The sequence below is a fragment of the Emticicia aquatica genome, from assembly GCF_923079645.1.
GTDB classification, from domain to species: Bacteria; Bacteroidota; Bacteroidia; order Cytophagales; family Spirosomataceae; genus Emticicia; species Emticicia aquatica.
In genome coordinates this window covers 471,152-488,492 of sequence record NZ_CAKLPY010000001.1, presented here as the reverse complement: position 1 = coordinate 488,492, position 17,341 = coordinate 471,152, and the positions used below count along the sequence as shown (strand labels likewise).

Here is a 17,341-nt window from a genome sequence, read left to right as displayed (position 1 = left end):
AGTTCATTATAAACGAATATAATCTAAAAAAGATTACCTATTATAGTAAATTTTATTTTACGGCATATTATATTTTCAAAAAACCTAAACAATTTATTCATTCATTCCTTTTTCAAGTAGTATCTTTGTAGATTATTTTAGTAGTGAACTGTTTAAACATTCACTTAATCATTCATTCACTCATATTCAAGAATGTCGAAAGTTATTATCATTGGTGCCGGTGGAGTCGGCAGCGTTGTCGCTCACAAATGTGCGATGAATTCTCACGTTTTTTCTGAAATCATGTTGGCAAGTCGTACCAAATCAAAGTGCGATAAAATTGCGGCTGATATTGAGCAAATGCACGGCGTAAAAATCGAAACAGCTCAAGTTAATGCTGATAACGTACCCGAATTGGTTGAACTTATCAAAAGTTTCCAACCCAAAATGGTTATCAATGTAGCCCTTCCTTACCAAGACCTTACCATTATGGATGCTTGTTTGGAAACTGGCGTGAATTATCTCGATACTGCCAATTATGAACCGAAAGATGTTGCCAAATTTGAATATAGCTGGCAATGGGCTTATCAAGACCGTTTCAAAGAAGCTGGTTTGATGGCTTTATTGGGTTGCGGTTTTGACCCTGGCGTAACACAAGTTTATTGTGCGTATGCTAACAAACATCATTTCGATGAAATGCACTACCTCGATATTATTGACTGTAACGCAGGAAATCATGGTAAAGCTTTTGCTACGAATTTTAATCCTGAAATTAATATTAGAGAAATCACTCAAAATGGTCGTTATTGGGAAAATGGCGAATGGATTGAAATTGCACCAATGTCGATTCATAAAGCCATTGATTATCCAGGAATTGGCCCAAAAGAGTCTTACGTTTTATACCACGAAGAGTTAGAATCTTTGGTTAAAAACTTCCCGACTATCAAACGTGCTAGATTTTGGATGACTTTCGGGCAAGCCTATTTGACTCATCTCGAAGTACTTCAAAATGTTGGTATGACTCGCATTGACCCTGTAAAATTTAATGGGATGGATATCGTTCCTTTAGAGTTTTTGAAAGCCGTTTTACCGGCACCTGATACTTTGGGCGAAAATTATACAGGACAAACTTCAATCGGTTGCCAAATTAAAGGAATCGAAGGTGGCAGTGACAAAACTTATTACGTTTGGAATAATTGTGACCACGCTGAGTGTTACAAAGAAGTTAAAGCACAGGCCGTATCTTATACAACGGGCGTTCCTGCAATGATTGGTGCAATGCTTATGCTCACTAACTCAGATTGGCAAAAAGCTGGAGTTTGGAATTGCGAAGAACTCAATCCAGACCCATTTATGGATTTGCTCAATACACAAGGATTACCGTGGCACGAGCAAATTAATGGTGTTTTACCGCACGAATATTAATACTTTAGTATATTTCCAAAAATCCCATCAAAATTTGATGGGATTTTTTATTTAAAAATAAATATTTAGACAAATATCTAAATATTTATTACGAAATTCTTGCACAATTCATTTTTGTTACTTAACATTGTGTCGTAGTTCAGCGAAACTACCAAATGTTCAACTTAAACTTTACAAATATGAAACCTCACACAAGAGAGTTGCCTGCAAATGCTATGTCAACTCAAACAACCCTCGATGATATTGTTTTCGAACATCGCAACAAAGATTACGGAGCGTATCAACTTCGTACAACGTATTCAGCTAACCTAAATCGTGCTTTTTGGATTGGCGTTGGTTGCTTTCTTCTTATGCTTTTAACCAACTTTTTGTTTGCTCGTAAAAATGACAAAGTAGTTGATAACAAAGGAGTTATAATCGATTTGCAAAAAATTCCTGATGAAAAAACTCCTGAAATTGAAAAGCCAAAAGAACCAGAACCTCCAAAAGAAGTTGAACAAGTAAAAACAGTGGCATTTTTAGCCCCTGAAGTGGTAGAAGAAACAGAAAATGAATTACCACCGCCTGTTCAGCAAGATTTTGAAGGAGCGATTATTAGTAATAAGACACAAGAAGGAACAGAATCTGAAAATATCGCAGAAACTCCACCTGCTGAAACGCCACCAGCTATAACCAAAACTGTTGAAATTGAAGAAAATAACCTTCCTTTTACAAGCGTCGAAGAAAGTCCTTCATTCGTGGGTGGAGTTAATGAAATGTATAAGTTTTTAGGCAAAAACCTTAAATATCCGTCAGCAGCTCAACGAGCAAATATTCAAGGAAAAGTTTTTTTGAAATTTATTGTTGAAAAAGACGGAAGTATCACTGGTGTAGAAACATTGAAAGGAATTGGTTTTGGCTGCGATGAAGAAGCTTCAAGAGTTGTAAAACTAATGCCAAAATGGATTGCAGGCCGACAAAATGGCAGAAACGTGAGAGTTCTTTATACAATACCCGTTTTTTTTAAACTCGATGATTAGATAATTGTATAAATATTATTTATTAATAAATTATCTTCCTTATGCTTTCTCCCGCCGAATTTTACACACAAAATTAAATTGGTTGGTTATAATTTATTGTTTCAATAGTCCGCACAATCTTGTTCGGACTATTTTTTTGTGATGGATTGCAACGAAATGAGTAATTTTGCAAAAATTATTACTTCGCAAAATAAAAATCAAAATATGCCAATTGATATTTCTAAAATTCCTTCGCCGTGTTATGTTTTAGAAGAAAGACTTTTACGCCGAAATCTTGAATTATTAAACCGAGTTCAAACAGCATCAGGTGCATCAATCATTGTAGCCTTGAAAGGTTTTTCGATGTATGCCACTTTTCCGATGGTCAAACAATATCTTTCGGGAGCAACAGCCAGCTCACTCAATGAAGCTCGTCTTATTTTCGAGGAAATGAAATGCAAAGCACATGTGTATGCTCCTGCCTATAAACCTCAAGAATTTGATGAATTGATGTCTTATAGCAGTCACATTACTTTCAATTCGTTGAACCAATGGAATCAATTTAAAGATAAAGTACAAGGTTTTGAACGAAAAATTTCTTGTGGAATCAGAATTAATCCTCAATATGCTGAAGTTGAAACCGATATGTATAATCCTTGTATTGTTGGTTCGAGATTAGGAATTACAAGAGATTTATTAGGCGAAAAATTACCAGAAGGCATTGAAGGTTTACATTCTCATACACTTTGCGAAAACGATTCTTACACATTAGAGCGTACTTTGGTACATATTGAAGAAAAGTTTGGCGATTTGCTTCATCAAGTAAAATGGCTTAATCTTGGTGGCGGACATTTAATGACCCGTGAAGGTTATAACCATGAACATTTGATTTCTTTGATAAAACGTTTGCGTGAAACTTACAATATCGAAATTATTCTCGAACCTGGTTCGGCAATTGGCTGGCAAACGGGCTATTTGACTTCAACCGTTTTAGATATTATTGATGCACAAGGTATTGATGTAGCTATTTTGGATGTATCATTTGCCGCTCACATGCCCGATACGCTTGAAATGCCTTACAAACCACGTATTTGGGGAGCAACAGATGCCGTTGTTGGCAACGAAAAACCTACTTATCGCATGGGAGGAATGACTTGTTTGGCTGGCGATTTTATGGGCGATTATTCATTTGAAAAACCACTTAGCATTGGCGACAGTGTAGTTTTTGATGATATGATTCATTACACAATGGTAAAAACTACAACTTTCAATGGTGTTGGTTTGCCATCTATCGGAATTTGGAAAGAGAATGACGAGTTTCAATTACTAAAAAGTTTTGGTTTTGAAACATATAAAGATAGAATTTAAAAAGACCTACCCACTTTTATCTAATAAAAGTGGGTACTTTTTTCTGTTTTTTTCATTGCAAATGCGTTTTCCTTTTATACATTTGCAAATAAAACTTTCTTCCATTGTTTAAAGACCTAAAATACCTCTTAGCACGCCTCGCTTATCTTCGTAGTGCTTGCTCATTTGTTCCTGACTTTTGTTAGGTTGTCTTTTTTCATATTTTCCCAGACAAATTTGTTTTTTAAAATTTGCAAAAACTTCATTATGAACCGCTGTCTATCAATATTTTAGACACATTTTCATAATAAACTTAATGCAAGTTGATAAAGGAATATTTGGTTTGATACTCGTTTAGTTTTTTCAAAAAAACTCGAATCTCCAATCTTTGTTCTTTTATCAAAAGCTGTTGTCGCAATTTACTTCATCATACAAAAATTTAACTTTTCCAAACAATGAAAAACGTACTTGTCATTGGTATGGGCAAGGTTGGTTCGTTGGTTGGTACATTACTCGCAAAACGCTTTGCCGTTACGGGTATGGACCTACGCCAACCTTCTACAACTCTGCCCTTTGATGTCTTACTCGGCGATGTAAACGACATTAATTTTTTAGAAAAAACGCTCAAAAATTTTGATGCGGTTGTATCAGCCATGCCTTACAACCTCAATTTACCCATTGCCCAAACTGCTCATCAATTAGGTATTCATTATTTCGATTTAACAGAAGATGTTCCAACAACTTCTGCTATTCGAGAAATGGCTAAAACCGCTACGTCAGTAATGGCTCCACAATGTGGACTTGCACCTGGTTTAATCGGAATTGTTGGAGCTAATTTGGCAAAAAGGTTTACTAAATTACGTGATATTGAACTTCGAGTTGGGGCTTTACCTCGTTTCCCGAATGGTTTGATGGGTTACTCATTTACTTGGTCACCAGCGGGAGTAATAAACGAATATATCAACGATGCTGAGGTAATTCATAATGGTGAAGTAAAAATGGTTACTTCTCTCGACGGAATTGAACATATTCAAATTGAAGGGCAAGAATTTGAAGCTTTTAGTACATCGGGCGGTTTAGGTACTATGTGTGAAACTTTCGCAGGAAAAGTTGACACCCTCAATTATAAAACAATTCGCTATCCTGGACACGCAAAATTGATGAAATTTTTGTTATATGAGTTAATTTTGAAAGACAAACGTGAACTCGTTGAGAAAATTTTGACTGTAGCGAAACCTCCCGTTCAAGAAGACGTGGTATATGTGTATGCGGTTGTTGAAGGTTGGAAAGGGCAGGAATTGGCTCGTGAAGAATTTTATCGAGCATATCATCCTATCGAAATTGATGGCAAACATTGGCGTGCAATTTCTTGGACAACAGCAGCGTCAGTTGCGGCTGTTGTAGAAATGGTTGCCGATGGAAAACTACCTCAACAAGGTTTTTTAAAACAAGAGGATATTGACTTTAGTTCTTATCTTGAAACAACAAATGGTTCGTTTTTTAAAGATTAATTTATGAAAAATAATCGCATAGAAACATTAGAATTCGTGCTAAATGGCTTGATGCGGAGGTACAGTGAGCGAGTACCTGACGTAAATAAAGTAGCTGATGCAATGATTGCCGAAGGGATAATTTCGGACAGAAATGAAATTGAAAATGACCATATAGCTTTTCGTACAATGGGAGTGCCACAATTAGGCGTTCAATCTTTCGAGAAAATTTTTCTACATTTTGGTTACGAAAAGCGTGATTATTTCAATTTTGAAGGAAAAAAATTAAATGCCTATTGGTTTTCACCGCCTGAACCACGTTTCCCGAGAATATTTGTAAGTGAACTTCGAGTGAATGATTTATCTGAAAATTCGCAACAAATCATAAAAAGTTATACTGACGAAGTCACAACAGACCCTGTTGATAGTTTAGATTTGAATGATGGATTTGCGGTTGACGAGTTTTTACACAAACCACTTTGGAGAACACCAACTTGGGCGAATTATGAAGCATTACTCAAAGAAAGCGAATATGCAGCTTGGGTAATTTATAATAGATACTACTTAAATCATTACACAATTAGTGTGCACAATTTGAAAGATGGTTATAATACCATTCAAGAATTTAATGATTTTGTAGAGAATTTTGGTGTAAAACTCAATGACGCTGGTGGAAAAACCAAGATTAGTCCTGACGGGGGCTTATTACAAAGTTCGACTGTGGCCGAAATGATTGATGCGGCATTTGCCGATGGTGAAATTCATACAATTGCGGGTAGTTATGTAGAATTTGCCGAGCGAAAAGTATTACCTCAATTTGCAGGTTTATCGCTTGATAAAATTGAGCGAGTTCATCGCCGAGATGGATTTGAAACAGGCAATGCCGATAAAATTTTTGAAAGTACATTTACAAGCCAAACCATGAAGGCCGAAATCTAATCTCCAAATAAGAAGGGATAATATTACGCTATCCCTTCTTTTGGCATGATAAAAACCATAATAATGTAAATCAAAATGGGAGTTCCGATTCCTAAAATTGTGAAAATAGTCCATAAGATTCGGATAAGTGTAGCATCAAGCCCAAGGTATTTTGCTACTCCACCGCAAACACCAAAAAGCATTTTTTCACTACCAATAGTTCTAGTTAATTTCTTTTCCATAATTTTAGAGTTTATTTATAAAAGTAAAAACCATCCGTTGAAAAACAGATGGTTTTTGTATGAATACCATTAAAAACTTTTCAAGCGGTAATATTATACCGAAAAACTTTCGCCACAGCCACAAGTACGGGTTGCATTTGGGTTTTTAAATTGAAAACCTTTACCATTTAAGCCATCTGAAAAATCTAATTCTGTACCGATTAAGTACAAAAGGCTTTTTTTATCGACAAAAACTTTAATGCCTTTATCTTCAAAAACATGGTCAGTTGCTCGTTGTTCTGAGTCGAAATTTAAGTCGTACATCAAACCTGAGCAGCCACCGCCTTCTACTGCTACTCTTACGCCGTGATTTCCAGCTAAGCCGTCTTTTTCACGAAGTTCAATAATTTTATTTTTTGCTATTTCGGTTACAGTTACCATAATTTTAATCTATAAATAAGTGAATTGGCAATTTAGACCAGTATATTTGGCGTTCACAAATATTTAACGAAAAGTAATACTCAAAAGTTTCATGGCATTTAGATTAACTAGCCGAAAAGAATTAGACGAGACATTTCCCAAAAAAGGAATCCAAGAAATCCGTAGAAATTACGAAGCAATCCGTAATGAGCTTCAAACAGGAGATTTAATTTTCTTTTCGGGAAATCATTGGCTTTCTAACCTCATTCGTATTCGGTCAAAAGGAGCATGGAGTCATGTTGGAATTGTAGTCAGAATTGAAGAAATTGACCGAGTTTTTTTGGTAGAAAGTATCTTAGAAGTTGGTGTCAGAATGATACCGATGTCGTTTATAATAAAAGATTATGATGGACGAAACCATCCTTATAATGGAAGAGTTGCATGGGCAAGATTCCAGAATTTGCCATCAGATAAAGCACTGATAATTAAGGAATTTGCATTAGATAATTTATCAAAGCAATATGATAGAAAAGAATATAGTCGTATTCTTTGGCGAACCATTACAGGAAAAGCAAAGGTTTTTCATGACAATAAATACACATGTTCTGAATACGTGTATGAAGCTTTCAAACGGGCAGGAATTTATCTGAAATATGAACGAGGTGATTTTATTTCTCCATCTGCTATTTGGAGTAATGAGGAAATCGAAATGAAAGCAATCATTATTTAGTATATAAATCAACAGCCCTATAAACTAGGGCTGTTGATTTGTTTTATATTTATAAATTTTCGGCTATAAATTGGTTGAAATCCGCTTTAAGCGATTCAAAAATTGGGTCGAAAATTTCTATTTTTCCTCGAAGTTCAATATTATCATCTAGTTTGCGGTGAGTATATGCCACAGGATTTTCTTTCAAATTTGCGGTCAATTCGCTTTCTTCTTTACCAATTGCGTGTTTTAATTGGTCAATTTCATTTTTTTGAATAATAAAGCTATTTTGATATTGCTCGACCTTTATTTTGATAGCTGAATCTGTATTTTTAGCACTTACTTCCGACAAGCGGTTTTTCATAATCTTTATTTCATCCTCGTAGAATGCTAATTTCTTTTCCCAATCTTGATGCTCTTGATGTAAGTCAGTGATATATTTTTGGTTCTCCATAATAGATATTGTGATTTTGTTTCCTCAAAAATCCTCCATTTTCATGTATTTTATTATGATAGCCATCAGTAAACCACCTGTTAAACATCAGACAAAAAAATAGGCCATCTCGTAAAGATGACCTGTTTTTTGTTATTTATTAAACAGTTTTAAACTGTTGTTTTAATCTTCAATTCATCCATTTGTTTGGCATCAATTGTTGATGGGGAATCAATCATCATATCACGTCCAGAATTGTTTTTCGGGAAAGCGATAAAGTCACGGATAGAATCTGCACCACCGAAGATTGAACATAAACGGTCAAAACCGAAGGCAATTCCAGCATGCGGTGGAGCTCCAAATTCAAACGCATCCATCAAGAAACCGAATTGTTTTTTGGCTTCTTCTTCCGTAAATCCTAAAACTTCAAACATTTTTTGTTGCAATGGTCTTTGGAAAATACGCACCGAACCTCCACCAACTTCTGTTCCGTTGATTACCATATCGTAAGCATTTGCTCTTACAGCTCCTAAATCAGTTTCCAACAAAGCTATATCTTCTGGTTTTGGACTTGTAAACGGATGGTGCATAGCAAACCAACGGTCTTCTTCTTCGCCGTACTCTAATAATGGGAAATCTAAAACCCAAAGTGCTTTAAATTCGTCAGGCTTTCTCAAGCCCAAACGAGTTCCCATTTCTAAACGAAGTTCATTCATTTGTTTACGAGCTTTGTTAGCTTCGCCCGAAAGAACCAAAATCAAATCGCCTTTTTCAGCTCCGCAACGTTCAGCCCAAGCTTTCAAATCTTCTTCCGAATAGAATTTATCAACTGACGACTTCAATGTTCCATCGGCATTATAACGCACATAAATCAAGCCTTTTGCTCCAATTTGTGGACGTTTCATCCATTCTGTCAATTCATCAATTTGTTTACGCGTATATTCAGCACAACCTTTAGCATTGATAGCTACGACTAATTCGGCCGCATCAAAAACTGGAAAATCTTTTCCTTTAGCAAGGTCAGTCAATTCCACAAATTCCATTCCGAAACGAATATCAGGTTTATCCGAACCATACAAACGCATTGCATCTGCATAAGTCATTCGTGGAACTTCGGGCATATCAATATTTTTAACTGTTTTGAATAAATGACGAATCAAGTTTTCAAACATATTCAAAATATCTTCTTGCTCTACAAACGACATTTCACAGTCGATTTGTGTAAATTCGGGCTGACGGTCTGCACGTAAATCTTCATCACGGAAACATTTTACGATTTGATAATAACGGTCAAAACCCGAAACCATCAATAATTGCTTAAATGTTTGTGGCGATTGTGGCAAGGCATAAAATTCTCCTGGATTCATACGACTTGGCACGACAAAATCTCTTGCTCCTTCGGGCGTAGATTTTATCAAAACTGGTGTTTCTACCTCGATAAAATCTTGCGAATCCATGAAAATACGCGTTTGTTGAGCAACTTTATGACGCAACTGTAAATTTTGACGCACGATATTACGTCGCAAATCAAGGTAACGATATTTCATACGAATATCATCGCCGCCATCGGTTTCATCTTGAATCAAAAACGGCGGTAATTTCGCAGGATTTAATACTTCAAGAGCTGTCACTTTTATTTCAACATCGCCTGTTTCTATCTTGTCATTTTTAGCGATACGTTCAATTACTTCACCTTTGGCCTGAATCACAAACTCACGGCTGAGTGTACGAGCCAAGGCGATTGAAGCTGTATCAGTAATGTTTTCATTCAAAATCAATTGTGTGATGCCATAACGGTCACGGAGGTCAATGTAGATAATACCACCTTTATCACGTACAACTTGTACCCAACCACTGAGGGTAACGGTTTTATTCACATCAGAGATTCTTAGCTCTCCACACGTATGAGTTCTTAACATTATTATTTATGTATTATTAAATTTTCTGCAAAAATAAGGATTTTTACTTAAAGAAAGTGTATTAATGCGAGAAATTGGCAGAATTGAATTTGCTAAATTAATGCTGATATTGGTTAATTTATAAAACAAAATCAGGCTTTAGCCAAAAATTTAGGTTAAAGCCTGATTCAAAAAAGGTGAATTATTTAAAAGCTGCAATTCCAGTAATAGCGTGACCCAAAATCAGCAGATGAATATCATGCGTGCCTTCATAAGTTACCACTGATTCGAGGTTCATTTGATGACGCATGATTGAATATTCTCCAGTAATGCCCATTCCTCCATGAATTTGGCGAGCTTCACGGGCAATTTCAAGTGCCATTGCTACATTATTTCTTTTTGCTAGTGAAATTTGAGCTGTTGTTGCTTTGCCTTCATTTTTAAGTGTTCCCAATCGCCAACAAACCAATTGAGCTTTAGTAATTTCGGTGAGCATCTCAGCCAATTTTTTTTGTACCAACTGAAAAGAAGCAATGGGTTTATCGAATTGAATTCGTTCCATTGCATATCTTCTGGCCGATTCATAGCAGTCCATTGCTGCACCTAAAGCTCCCCAAGCAATGCCATAACGTGCGTTATCGAGGCAAGACATTGGAGCTTTCAAGCCATCTGCTTCGGGTAAAATATTAGATTTCGGTACGCGTACATTATCAAAAACTAGCTCCCCAGTAATACTTGCTCGCAACGACCATTTTCCATGAATTTCGGGCGTTGAAAAACCTTCCATTCCCCGCTCAACAATGATTCCTTTGATACGTCCTTGCTCATTTTTTGCCCAAACAACTGCCACATCAGCTCTTGGTGAATTTGAAATCCACATTTTTGAGCCATTCAAAATTACATGGTCGCCATCTTCTTTAAAATTGGTCGTCATCCCACTTGGATTTGACCCAAAATCTGGTTCTGTCAAACCAAAACAGCCTAAGTATTCTCCACTTCCTAATTTTGGCAGGAACTTCATTTTCTGCTCTTCGCTGCCATATTTATAAATCGGAAACATAACTAACGAACCCTGCACCGAAGCCGTTGAACGCATCCCCGAATCACCTCGTTCAATCTCTTGCATCATCAAACCGTACGAAATATAATCAAGGCTTTGTCCGCCATATTCGAGCGGAATTGTCGGGCCAAAAACGCCCATATAACCCATTTTTTTTACAATAAATTCGGGAAATGTACAAGTTTGAGCAGCATCTTCAATGATAGGAGAAATTTCTTTTTTTACAAAATCACGTACCGCCGAACGAATCATTAATTGTTCTTCGGTTAGTAAATCGTCAATTCCGTAGAAATCTGGAGATTCAAATTCATCTTTTTTATTAGACCGCTGAAAAGTTTGTTGAGAAGGTATCATAGTTTTGTTGAAACTTAATTTTTGAAGAAGTGTTAAAAATAAAATTGTGGCAAATAACTACCTAATATATATACAAAAATATGATTTTGATTATTAAACTAGATTTTTACGCCACAATTTCAGCTTTAATTTATATTCGAAAAAATATTACAAATCTATCACAACTTGGTTTTTTATAATATCTTCCATCGTCTCTCGCTGACGAATAAGGTGAGTTTTACCTTCATAAATCAATACTTCAGCAGGACGAAAACGAGAATTATAGTTTGATGCCATCGAAAAACCATACGCTCCTGCATTTTTAATAACCATAATATCGCCTTCTTTGGTTTTTGGAAGTTCTCTATCTTTTCCAAAAGTATCTGTTTCGCAAATATAACCTACTACATCGTACATTTCTTTCTCTTCACCATCAAGGTTTGAACCATTAATAATTGCATGATAAGCATCATACATCATCGGGCGAATCAAGTGATTGAGCCCAGAATCAACGCCAATAAAATTGCGTTCTGGACTGTATTTTACAACATTTGCTCGTGCCAATAAATAGCCACTTTCACTTACCAAAAACTTGCCTGGCTCAAACCAAAGTTCAACTTCACGACCAAATTTTTCACAAAAATTATTGAAAACTTTCACCACTTCCTTACCCAATTTTTCCATATCGGTTACATGGTCGTCTTCACGATAAGCCACTTTAAAACCCGAACCTAAATCAATAAATTGAATGTTTGGAAAATATTTAAAAGTTAAATCAAAAAGTTTTTCGGCTGCCTCAATAATTACGTGAGCATTCTTAAAATCAGAACCCGTATGTTGATGTAAACCAACTACATTTAAGTCGTATTTCTGAACAATGGCATTTATTTCTTCTGCTTGTCCAATCGAAATACCAAATTTGGAGTCTTTATGTCCAGTCGAAATCTTCAAAGTTCCACCAGCCATAATATGAGGATTGATTCGCAAACAAATAGGGAAACGATTTCCGTAAGTTTGTCCAAATTTTTCAAGAAGTGGCAAAGAATCTAAATTCATTCGTAAACCCATTTCCACTGCTTCTTGCACTTCCGAAAAAGCAACGCCACTCGGTGTATATTGAATCTGATTTGGTTGGTAACCAGCCAAAATTGCCAAATGTGCTTCTTGCATCGAAACCACGTCAATATCTACGCCATTTTTACGCATCAGCTTCATTATACTGACATTTGTGAGGGCTTTACAAGCATACTTGATTTTCAAGTTTGTACCTGCAAAAGCATTTCTCATTTTGGCTATTTGCTCCTCAATTTTATGTCCATCATACACATAAAGTGGTGTACCAAACTGTTCACTTAAAGACTCTACACTGATATTTTGAATTGAAAACATACTTTTGAAATTTCCAATGAAAACAGCAAATGTATAAATACACTTACTTCATTGTGATTTAAGAAATAAAAAAACGCTCCAAAAGAAGGATTTGCTCATTAAATAATATTACAATTAAAACGGCAAATCATCTTTATCACCTTCAGCCGATACGGCAAATTCAGGAGCAAGTTTTGTAGGTTGAGCAGGTGCTGAAGCTTTAAAAGCAGTTGGTGCAGGTGCAGATTCGCTGCCCGCCAATTCGATTTTCCAAGCTTTTAAATCAGTAAACCAACGACCATTGTATTCACGACTTTCAGCATCGAATGATACCAATAAATCATTTCCAATATTAAAGTAATTTTCATTAAATTTATCTCCCCAAGCCGAAATACATACTTTTTTTGGGTATTGTCCATCAGTTTCTATTACAAAATCTTGTTTTTTCCAAGTACCATTTTTGCCTTCTCCCGTTTGTAAAGGCAACATGTGAATAAGTCTTCCTTTGATTTCCATTGTGAATTTTTTTATAAATGTTTTTACAAAAGTAAGCCTAATCTTTGAATTGAAAAAGGAATGAAGAAAGGTTTATGAAGTGTATAATTTACATATTATTAATTTAAGGTTTAAAATTATTGATGTAATTTTGAGAAAACAAACCTCATCAATCCAAATGAAGAAAAGCCTTTTATTATTTATTACTTTTTGTGGTGTCCATTTTTGTACCTACGCTCAAATCCAATCAGGCCCAATGTTGGGTTATTCGGAGATGAAAGAAGTTTTACTTTGGGTTCAAACACAAAAAGAAGCAAGTGTTAAATTTGTTTATTGGGACAAAGAAGACCCAAATACAAAATTCACTACCGATGAAATAAAAACCACTAAACCAGATGTTTTTGTAGCAAAATTGATTGCCGACAAAGTTTTACCTGGCAAAAAATATACTTACGAAGTTTATATTGATAGGAAAAAAGTAACTTTCAATTATCCGCTCGAATTCCAAACTCAAACACTTTGGCAGTTTCGGACAGACCCGCCACCGTTTAAGTTTGCTGTTGGAAGTTGTGCTTATGTAAATGAGGAAGCTTTTGACCGCCCTGGCAAGCCTTATGGTTCAGAATATGAAATTTTCACAAGTATTTATCAATCTAAACCTGATTTTATGGTGTGGGGTGGCGATAATTTGTATTTAAGAGAAGCCGATTGGAACACAAAAACAGGCATTTTACACCGTTATACGCATACTCGCTCCCTGCCCGAAATGCAACCATTACTCGCAAACGTACATAATTATGCAATTTGGGACGACCATGATTTTGGCCCAAATGACTCAGATAGAGGTTTTGTGAGCAAGCAACAAACACTAGATGCTTTTAAACTTTTTTGGGGAAATCTCAACTATACATTTGATAATGAAGGCATTACAGGCTCTTTTCAATGGGCTGATTGCCAGTTTTTCTTATTGGACGACCGTTGGTGGAGAACACCAAATGACCGCACAACAGGAACTCACGATTATTTTGGTCAAAAACAATTACAATGGTTTGTTGATGCCTTGAAGTTTTCAAATGCTCCTTTTAAATTTGTTGTTGTGGGCGGGCAAGTGGGAAATCCTGCGAAGATTTTTGAAAATTATGCCAATTATGAAGATGAGCGTAATCAACTTTTTGATTTAATTACGAAGGAAAAAATTCCTGGTGTAATTTTTATTAGTGGCGACCGCCATTGGACATCGCTCACTAAAGTTGAACGTGCAGGAACTTATCCTTTATACGATTTGACGGTTTCTGCCTTGACTTCTGGAGCTTCTGCCCCAGTGAAAGAAGAGCAAAATTCACCTGTGGTAGAAGGTACGAGCGTTACAAAACATAATTATGGTCTTTTGGAGGTTTCAGGGAAACGTAATGATAGGGTTTTGAAAATAAATATATTAGACAAAGATGGTAAAGAGCTTTGGATAAAAGAAATTAAAGCAAGTGAATTGAAATGATTTTAAAACACCTCTCCCATTTATCCATTTCTTCAAAGAGAAATATTTCATCTGACCATTTGGGTGAGGTGTTTTTTTACTTTATTATATTTTTTATTTTGTGCTTTTGCCCAGCAATAGCACAAAAACTTCAAACAGATTCACAGCAAATATTTAATTTCAAGGAATTAAAAAGCAACCAAGCTTCAATCGTTGTTTTCTTTGACCCAGAATGCCCAATTTGTCAAAAATACACCAAAAACTTGACAGAATTGGATAAGCGATATTCTATCGAAGGCATTAAAGTTTACGTAGTTTATCCCTTTAAAGTACTTGAAAAAGCCTCATTAGCAGAATTTAGAGAAGAATACAAATTTGATTTGCCTATTATTTATGACTCAAAGCGAAAATTGTTAAAAAAATTAAAAGGGAATTATTCACCTGAAGTATTTCTCTTGAACGCCAGAAGACAAATACTTTATCATGGAGCAATAGACAATTGGTTTTATGGTTTGGGAAGAAACCGAGCAACGCCAACTGCGTTTTATTTACTCGACGCTATTACATCTTTTCAAAAAGGTGAAGCAGTAAAAATAAAATACGTTGAACCCGTAGGATGTGAACTTTAGCGTTTCTGTTCAATATTTTCGTCCCCAATTTTATAATCTAAATAATATAAAACCAAATTTAACATTTCATCTTTTGTTCCCCAACCATAACCAATGTCTTTCGGCGGAGAATATGGATTTTCGGGATTTCCAGCCGTATTATCATAACTTGCTTCTACAATAAAAGTCGAACCCGCTGGTACTTTTAATAGCTTTTTAAATTGATAAGTCATTTGCCAATTAAATTCCCAATTATCAATTTTCACTAAATTTATAACCTCTCCATCTGGCGTAATTACAAACGCACGAAACGTTTTGCCAATCAAGTGCATGTGGGGCAAAACAGAAATCAATGATACAGATTTATCAATTTTTTTTGAGATAAAAAAAGTCGCTTTTTCACCTGCCTTGATTAAAAATGGTTTATTTGAAATATCGTTTTCACGCAACGTAATATTTTTCACTTCACGGTCAACTTTTTCCTTTGCAAAGAAAAGAAGAATTTCAGATTGGTCAGTTTCAACAACTGGCGAGGGTGCATAATGCATATTGAGCAAAAAATCTGAATTGGCATTTAATTTTACTCCCGTACCTTTCGGAAAACTAATTTTATCATTTCCTGGCACCCATCCGTACAAAAACTCTTCTTTCAAGGCCGTTTTCTGAAAATCATATACACGAGGGTCTGTCTCTGATAATCCATCTATTTCGCGAATTTTATTGGTTGTATCTACCATTAATCGGCTATGATGTACTACTTTTTTATTGCCAGGAATAAATCCAATGGCTTCAATATATTCTTCTTTTGTCCAATTACTTGGAAGACTAAAAAACCTAAAATCTTCGTTATTATTACCCGAAATCTGATAAGGTTTATTCATTTTTAAAATCAAATCTGGTTGAGTGGCGGTATTTACATCTTCATTATTGATTTTTTTGGTCTGCTGAAATCCTTCTTTCATTCCAGCATCAATCCAAAGTTTTATTGTTGCAATTTCACCAATAGTTAAGCCTCTGTCATTGAGATAAGACTGAAATTTTCGGTCGGCTGGAAATGGCGGCATATAACGGGTCTGTGTTACGCGTCCAATAAATTTAGCTCTTTTGACAACATCCTCATAAGTTATCAAGTTGAATGGCCCAGATTTATTTGGTTGATGACAAGGCGTGCAATTTTTATGAATAATGGGAGCAACATTTTCGTGGAATGCAATTTCGGTAGTTTTTTGAGCAAAAACCGAATACCTATTTCCAAGAATAAAGAATAGTAGAACGAATGTAGAGATAAACTTATATTTGTTCATAGTCATTAAATGAAAGAGCAGATTACGTTTGTAATCTGCTCTTTCAAAAATATACAATTTGTAAGCAACTTTCAATTATTTTACAACAAATGATAATTGGCAGTTAGAATTTGCTTCAGAAACAGAAGTTGGGTCTGCACAAATTGAATCTGGATTCCAAGTATTAAATACTTGACCATCAGAAGTATAAAGAATCCAAGTAACTACAAATGTATCAGCAGCAACAGCACCATAAGAAGCCGTTTCTGCTGGTCTTAACCATTCGCCTTCTGGACGTGGTCTGCCAGGATTGTTGAATACGCTAACTTTATTTACTTTGTCGTAAGCTACGGTAGCAGATTTGTAAGCATTATAAATCTGTTGAGGTGTGATGCTGAAAGTATTCCATTGACGATTAGCCGCGGGAGTACCAATTGTAGCAATCAATTTACCTTTACCATCGCCACTTAAATCTGCAACTTTAGGGTTGCCATCAGGGTCATTATATGACTCTAACATTCTTACATAAATTTCAATTTTATTAACTGTAAGTTTATTATCTAATGAAACCCAACGAGTTTTAAAATCTACTTTGGCAGAACCTTGAGCTGCTTTAGGGAAGTTTTTTGCGTTGTTAACTTCATATGGTTGAGGTCTAGCAAGCAAGTTTCCGTTAAATGCAATACCATCAAATATAGTAAAAGCATGAACACCTGGTAAAAATGTTGGTAAGGGGTTCAATGATTCATCTCTACAAGCACTAAATGCAAGCAATAGAGAAGCAACTAATGTTAAGCTTAATATTTTTTTCATTTTCAGTTACTGTTTTAAGTTTTAATGAGATTTTGGATTTTGAGGTACGAGATACTTGCAGTTGCTCAC

General features: G+C 35.5%; 17 protein-coding genes. 8 read left to right on the top strand and 9 right to left on the bottom strand.

Annotated features, from left to right (window positions below):
* Positions 1 to 192: 192 nt before the first annotated feature.
* The 5 genes from MJQ71_RS02065 to MJQ71_RS02045 all read left to right on the top strand — a co-directional run bounded on the left by MJQ71_RS02065 (position 193) and on the right by MJQ71_RS02045 (position 6,178).
* Positions 193 to 1,404, top strand: a complete 1,212-nt coding sequence (locus MJQ71_RS02065; protein WP_238804058.1) for a saccharopine dehydrogenase family protein — start codon at positions 193 to 195, stop codon at positions 1,402 to 1,404.
* 179 nt (positions 1,405 to 1,583) lie between these two features.
* Positions 1,584 to 2,423, top strand: coding sequence for an energy transducer TonB (locus MJQ71_RS02060; protein WP_238804057.1), 840 nt, complete (start codon positions 1,584 to 1,586; stop codon positions 2,421 to 2,423).
* A 156-nt stretch (positions 2,424 to 2,579) separates the two neighbouring features.
* Positions 2,580 to 3,770 (top strand): carboxynorspermidine decarboxylase, encoded by a 1,191-nt coding sequence (nspC, locus tag MJQ71_RS02055; protein WP_510185980.1) that lies wholly within the window; start codon positions 2,580 to 2,582, stop codon positions 3,768 to 3,770.
* Positions 3,771 to 4,204: 434 nt separating this feature from the next.
* A complete protein-coding gene (locus MJQ71_RS02050; protein WP_238804056.1) occupies positions 4,205 to 5,260 on the top strand; it encodes a saccharopine dehydrogenase C-terminal domain-containing protein in 1,056 nt (351 codons plus the stop codon).
* Between the two features lie 3 nt (positions 5,261 to 5,263).
* Positions 5,264 to 6,178 carry a DUF1338 domain-containing protein gene (locus MJQ71_RS02045; protein WP_238804055.1) on the top strand — a complete coding sequence of 305 codons (915 nt, stop codon included), beginning with the start codon at positions 5,264 to 5,266 and terminating at the stop codon, positions 6,176 to 6,178.
* Positions 6,179 to 6,201: 23 nt separating this feature from the next.
* Here the strand turns inward: MJQ71_RS02045 and MJQ71_RS02040 are convergent, their stop codons facing one another.
* Together MJQ71_RS02040 and MJQ71_RS02035 are read right to left on the bottom strand one after the other, a co-directional pair.
* Positions 6,202 to 6,399, bottom strand: a complete 198-nt coding sequence (locus MJQ71_RS02040) for a PspC domain-containing protein (RefSeq protein ID WP_238804054.1) — start codon at positions 6,397 to 6,399, stop codon at positions 6,202 to 6,204.
* 93 nt (positions 6,400 to 6,492) lie between these two features.
* Positions 6,493 to 6,819 carry a HesB/IscA family protein gene (locus tag MJQ71_RS02035; RefSeq protein ID WP_238804053.1) on the bottom strand — a complete coding sequence of 109 codons (327 nt, stop codon included), beginning with the start codon at positions 6,817 to 6,819 and terminating at the stop codon, positions 6,493 to 6,495.
* A gap of 91 nt (positions 6,820 to 6,910) precedes the next feature.
* Here MJQ71_RS02035 and MJQ71_RS02030 point away from each other — a divergent pair, with 91 nt between their 5' ends.
* On the top strand, positions 6,911 to 7,528 hold the full coding sequence (locus MJQ71_RS02030) for a YiiX/YebB-like N1pC/P60 family cysteine hydrolase (RefSeq protein ID WP_238804052.1): 618 nt from the start codon (positions 6,911 to 6,913) through the stop codon (positions 7,526 to 7,528).
* A gap of 49 nt (positions 7,529 to 7,577) precedes the next feature.
* Here the strand turns inward: MJQ71_RS02030 and MJQ71_RS02025 are convergent, their stop codons facing one another.
* From MJQ71_RS02025 to MJQ71_RS02005, 5 genes are all read right to left on the bottom strand, one after another.
* Positions 7,578 to 7,961 (bottom strand): hypothetical protein, encoded by a 384-nt coding sequence (locus MJQ71_RS02025; protein WP_238804051.1) that lies wholly within the window; start codon positions 7,959 to 7,961, stop codon positions 7,578 to 7,580.
* Between the two features lie 149 nt (positions 7,962 to 8,110).
* Positions 8,111 to 9,859, bottom strand: coding sequence for an aspartate--tRNA ligase (aspS, locus tag MJQ71_RS02020; protein ID WP_238804050.1), 1,749 nt, complete (start codon positions 9,857 to 9,859; stop codon positions 8,111 to 8,113).
* A gap of 181 nt (positions 9,860 to 10,040) precedes the next feature.
* Positions 10,041 to 11,252: an acyl-CoA dehydrogenase family protein gene (locus MJQ71_RS02015; RefSeq protein WP_238804049.1), complete on the bottom strand. Its 1,212-nt coding sequence runs from the start codon at positions 11,250 to 11,252 to the stop codon at positions 10,041 to 10,043.
* A gap of 147 nt (positions 11,253 to 11,399) precedes the next feature.
* Positions 11,400 to 12,620: a diaminopimelate decarboxylase gene (lysA, locus tag MJQ71_RS02010; RefSeq protein ID WP_238804048.1), complete on the bottom strand. Its 1,221-nt coding sequence runs from the start codon at positions 12,618 to 12,620 to the stop codon at positions 11,400 to 11,402.
* A 114-nt stretch (positions 12,621 to 12,734) separates the two neighbouring features.
* Positions 12,735 to 13,115: a DUF3127 domain-containing protein gene (locus MJQ71_RS02005; RefSeq protein WP_238804047.1), complete on the bottom strand. Its 381-nt coding sequence runs from the start codon at positions 13,113 to 13,115 to the stop codon at positions 12,735 to 12,737.
* A gap of 157 nt (positions 13,116 to 13,272) precedes the next feature.
* Between MJQ71_RS02005 and MJQ71_RS02000 the strand changes: the two genes are divergently transcribed.
* Positions 13,273 to 14,589: an alkaline phosphatase D family protein gene (locus MJQ71_RS02000; RefSeq protein ID WP_238804046.1), complete on the top strand. Its 1,317-nt coding sequence runs from the start codon at positions 13,273 to 13,275 to the stop codon at positions 14,587 to 14,589.
* A complete protein-coding gene (locus tag MJQ71_RS01995; RefSeq protein WP_238804045.1) occupies positions 14,586 to 15,197 on the top strand; it encodes a redoxin domain-containing protein in 612 nt (203 codons plus the stop codon). Before MJQ71_RS02000 ends, MJQ71_RS01995 begins: the two co-directional genes overlap by 4 nt.
* Here MJQ71_RS01995 and MJQ71_RS01990 read toward each other — a convergent pair.
* Entirely contained in the window at positions 15,194 to 16,480 is a 1,287-nt protein-coding gene (locus tag MJQ71_RS01990) for a monooxygenase (RefSeq protein WP_238804044.1), read from the bottom strand. The genes MJQ71_RS01995 and MJQ71_RS01990 overlap by 4 nt on opposite strands.
* A 75-nt stretch (positions 16,481 to 16,555) precedes the next feature.
* Positions 16,556 to 17,272, bottom strand: coding sequence for a hypothetical protein (locus MJQ71_RS01985; RefSeq protein WP_238804043.1), 717 nt, complete (start codon positions 17,270 to 17,272; stop codon positions 16,556 to 16,558).
* Positions 17,273 to 17,341: the final 69 nt, after the last annotated feature.

Bases quoted from the DNA above. Each gene is read 5' to 3' on its own strand.
- MJQ71_RS02065 (WP_238804058.1), top strand. From the start codon at position 193: ATGTCGAAAGTTATTATCATTGGTGCCGGTGGAGTCGGCAGCGTTGTC.
- MJQ71_RS02060 (WP_238804057.1), top strand. From the start codon at position 1,584: ATGAAACCTCACACAAGAGAGTTGCCTGCAAATGCTATGTCAACTCAA.
- nspC (WP_510185980.1), top strand. From the start codon at position 2,580: ATGAGTAATTTTGCAAAAATTATTACTTCGCAAAATAAAAATCAAAAT.
- MJQ71_RS02050 (WP_238804056.1), top strand. From the start codon at position 4,205: ATGAAAAACGTACTTGTCATTGGTATGGGCAAGGTTGGTTCGTTGGTT.
- MJQ71_RS02045 (WP_238804055.1), top strand. From the start codon at position 5,264: ATGAAAAATAATCGCATAGAAACATTAGAATTCGTGCTAAATGGCTTG.
- MJQ71_RS02040 (WP_238804054.1), bottom strand. From the start codon at position 6,399: ATGGAAAAGAAATTAACTAGAACTATTGGTAGTGAAAAAATGCTTTTT.
- MJQ71_RS02035 (WP_238804053.1), bottom strand. From the start codon at position 6,819: ATGGTAACTGTAACCGAAATAGCAAAAAATAAAATTATTGAACTTCGT.
- MJQ71_RS02030 (WP_238804052.1), top strand. From the start codon at position 6,911: ATGGCATTTAGATTAACTAGCCGAAAAGAATTAGACGAGACATTTCCC.
- MJQ71_RS02025 (WP_238804051.1), bottom strand. From the start codon at position 7,961: ATGGAGAACCAAAAATATATCACTGACTTACATCAAGAGCATCAAGAT.
- aspS (WP_238804050.1), bottom strand. From the start codon at position 9,859: ATGTTAAGAACTCATACGTGTGGAGAGCTAAGAATCTCTGATGTGAAT.
- MJQ71_RS02015 (WP_238804049.1), bottom strand. From the start codon at position 11,252: ATGATACCTTCTCAACAAACTTTTCAGCGGTCTAATAAAAAAGATGAA.
- lysA (WP_238804048.1), bottom strand. From the start codon at position 12,620: ATGTTTTCAATTCAAAATATCAGTGTAGAGTCTTTAAGTGAACAGTTT.
- MJQ71_RS02005 (WP_238804047.1), bottom strand. From the start codon at position 13,115: ATGGAAATCAAAGGAAGACTTATTCACATGTTGCCTTTACAAACGGGA.
- MJQ71_RS02000 (WP_238804046.1), top strand. From the start codon at position 13,273: ATGAAGAAAAGCCTTTTATTATTTATTACTTTTTGTGGTGTCCATTTT.
- MJQ71_RS01995 (WP_238804045.1), top strand. From the start codon at position 14,586: ATGATTTTAAAACACCTCTCCCATTTATCCATTTCTTCAAAGAGAAAT.
- MJQ71_RS01990 (WP_238804044.1), bottom strand. From the start codon at position 16,480: ATGAACAAATATAAGTTTATCTCTACATTCGTTCTACTATTCTTTATT.
- MJQ71_RS01985 (WP_238804043.1), bottom strand. From the start codon at position 17,272: ATGAAAAAAATATTAAGCTTAACATTAGTTGCTTCTCTATTGCTTGCA.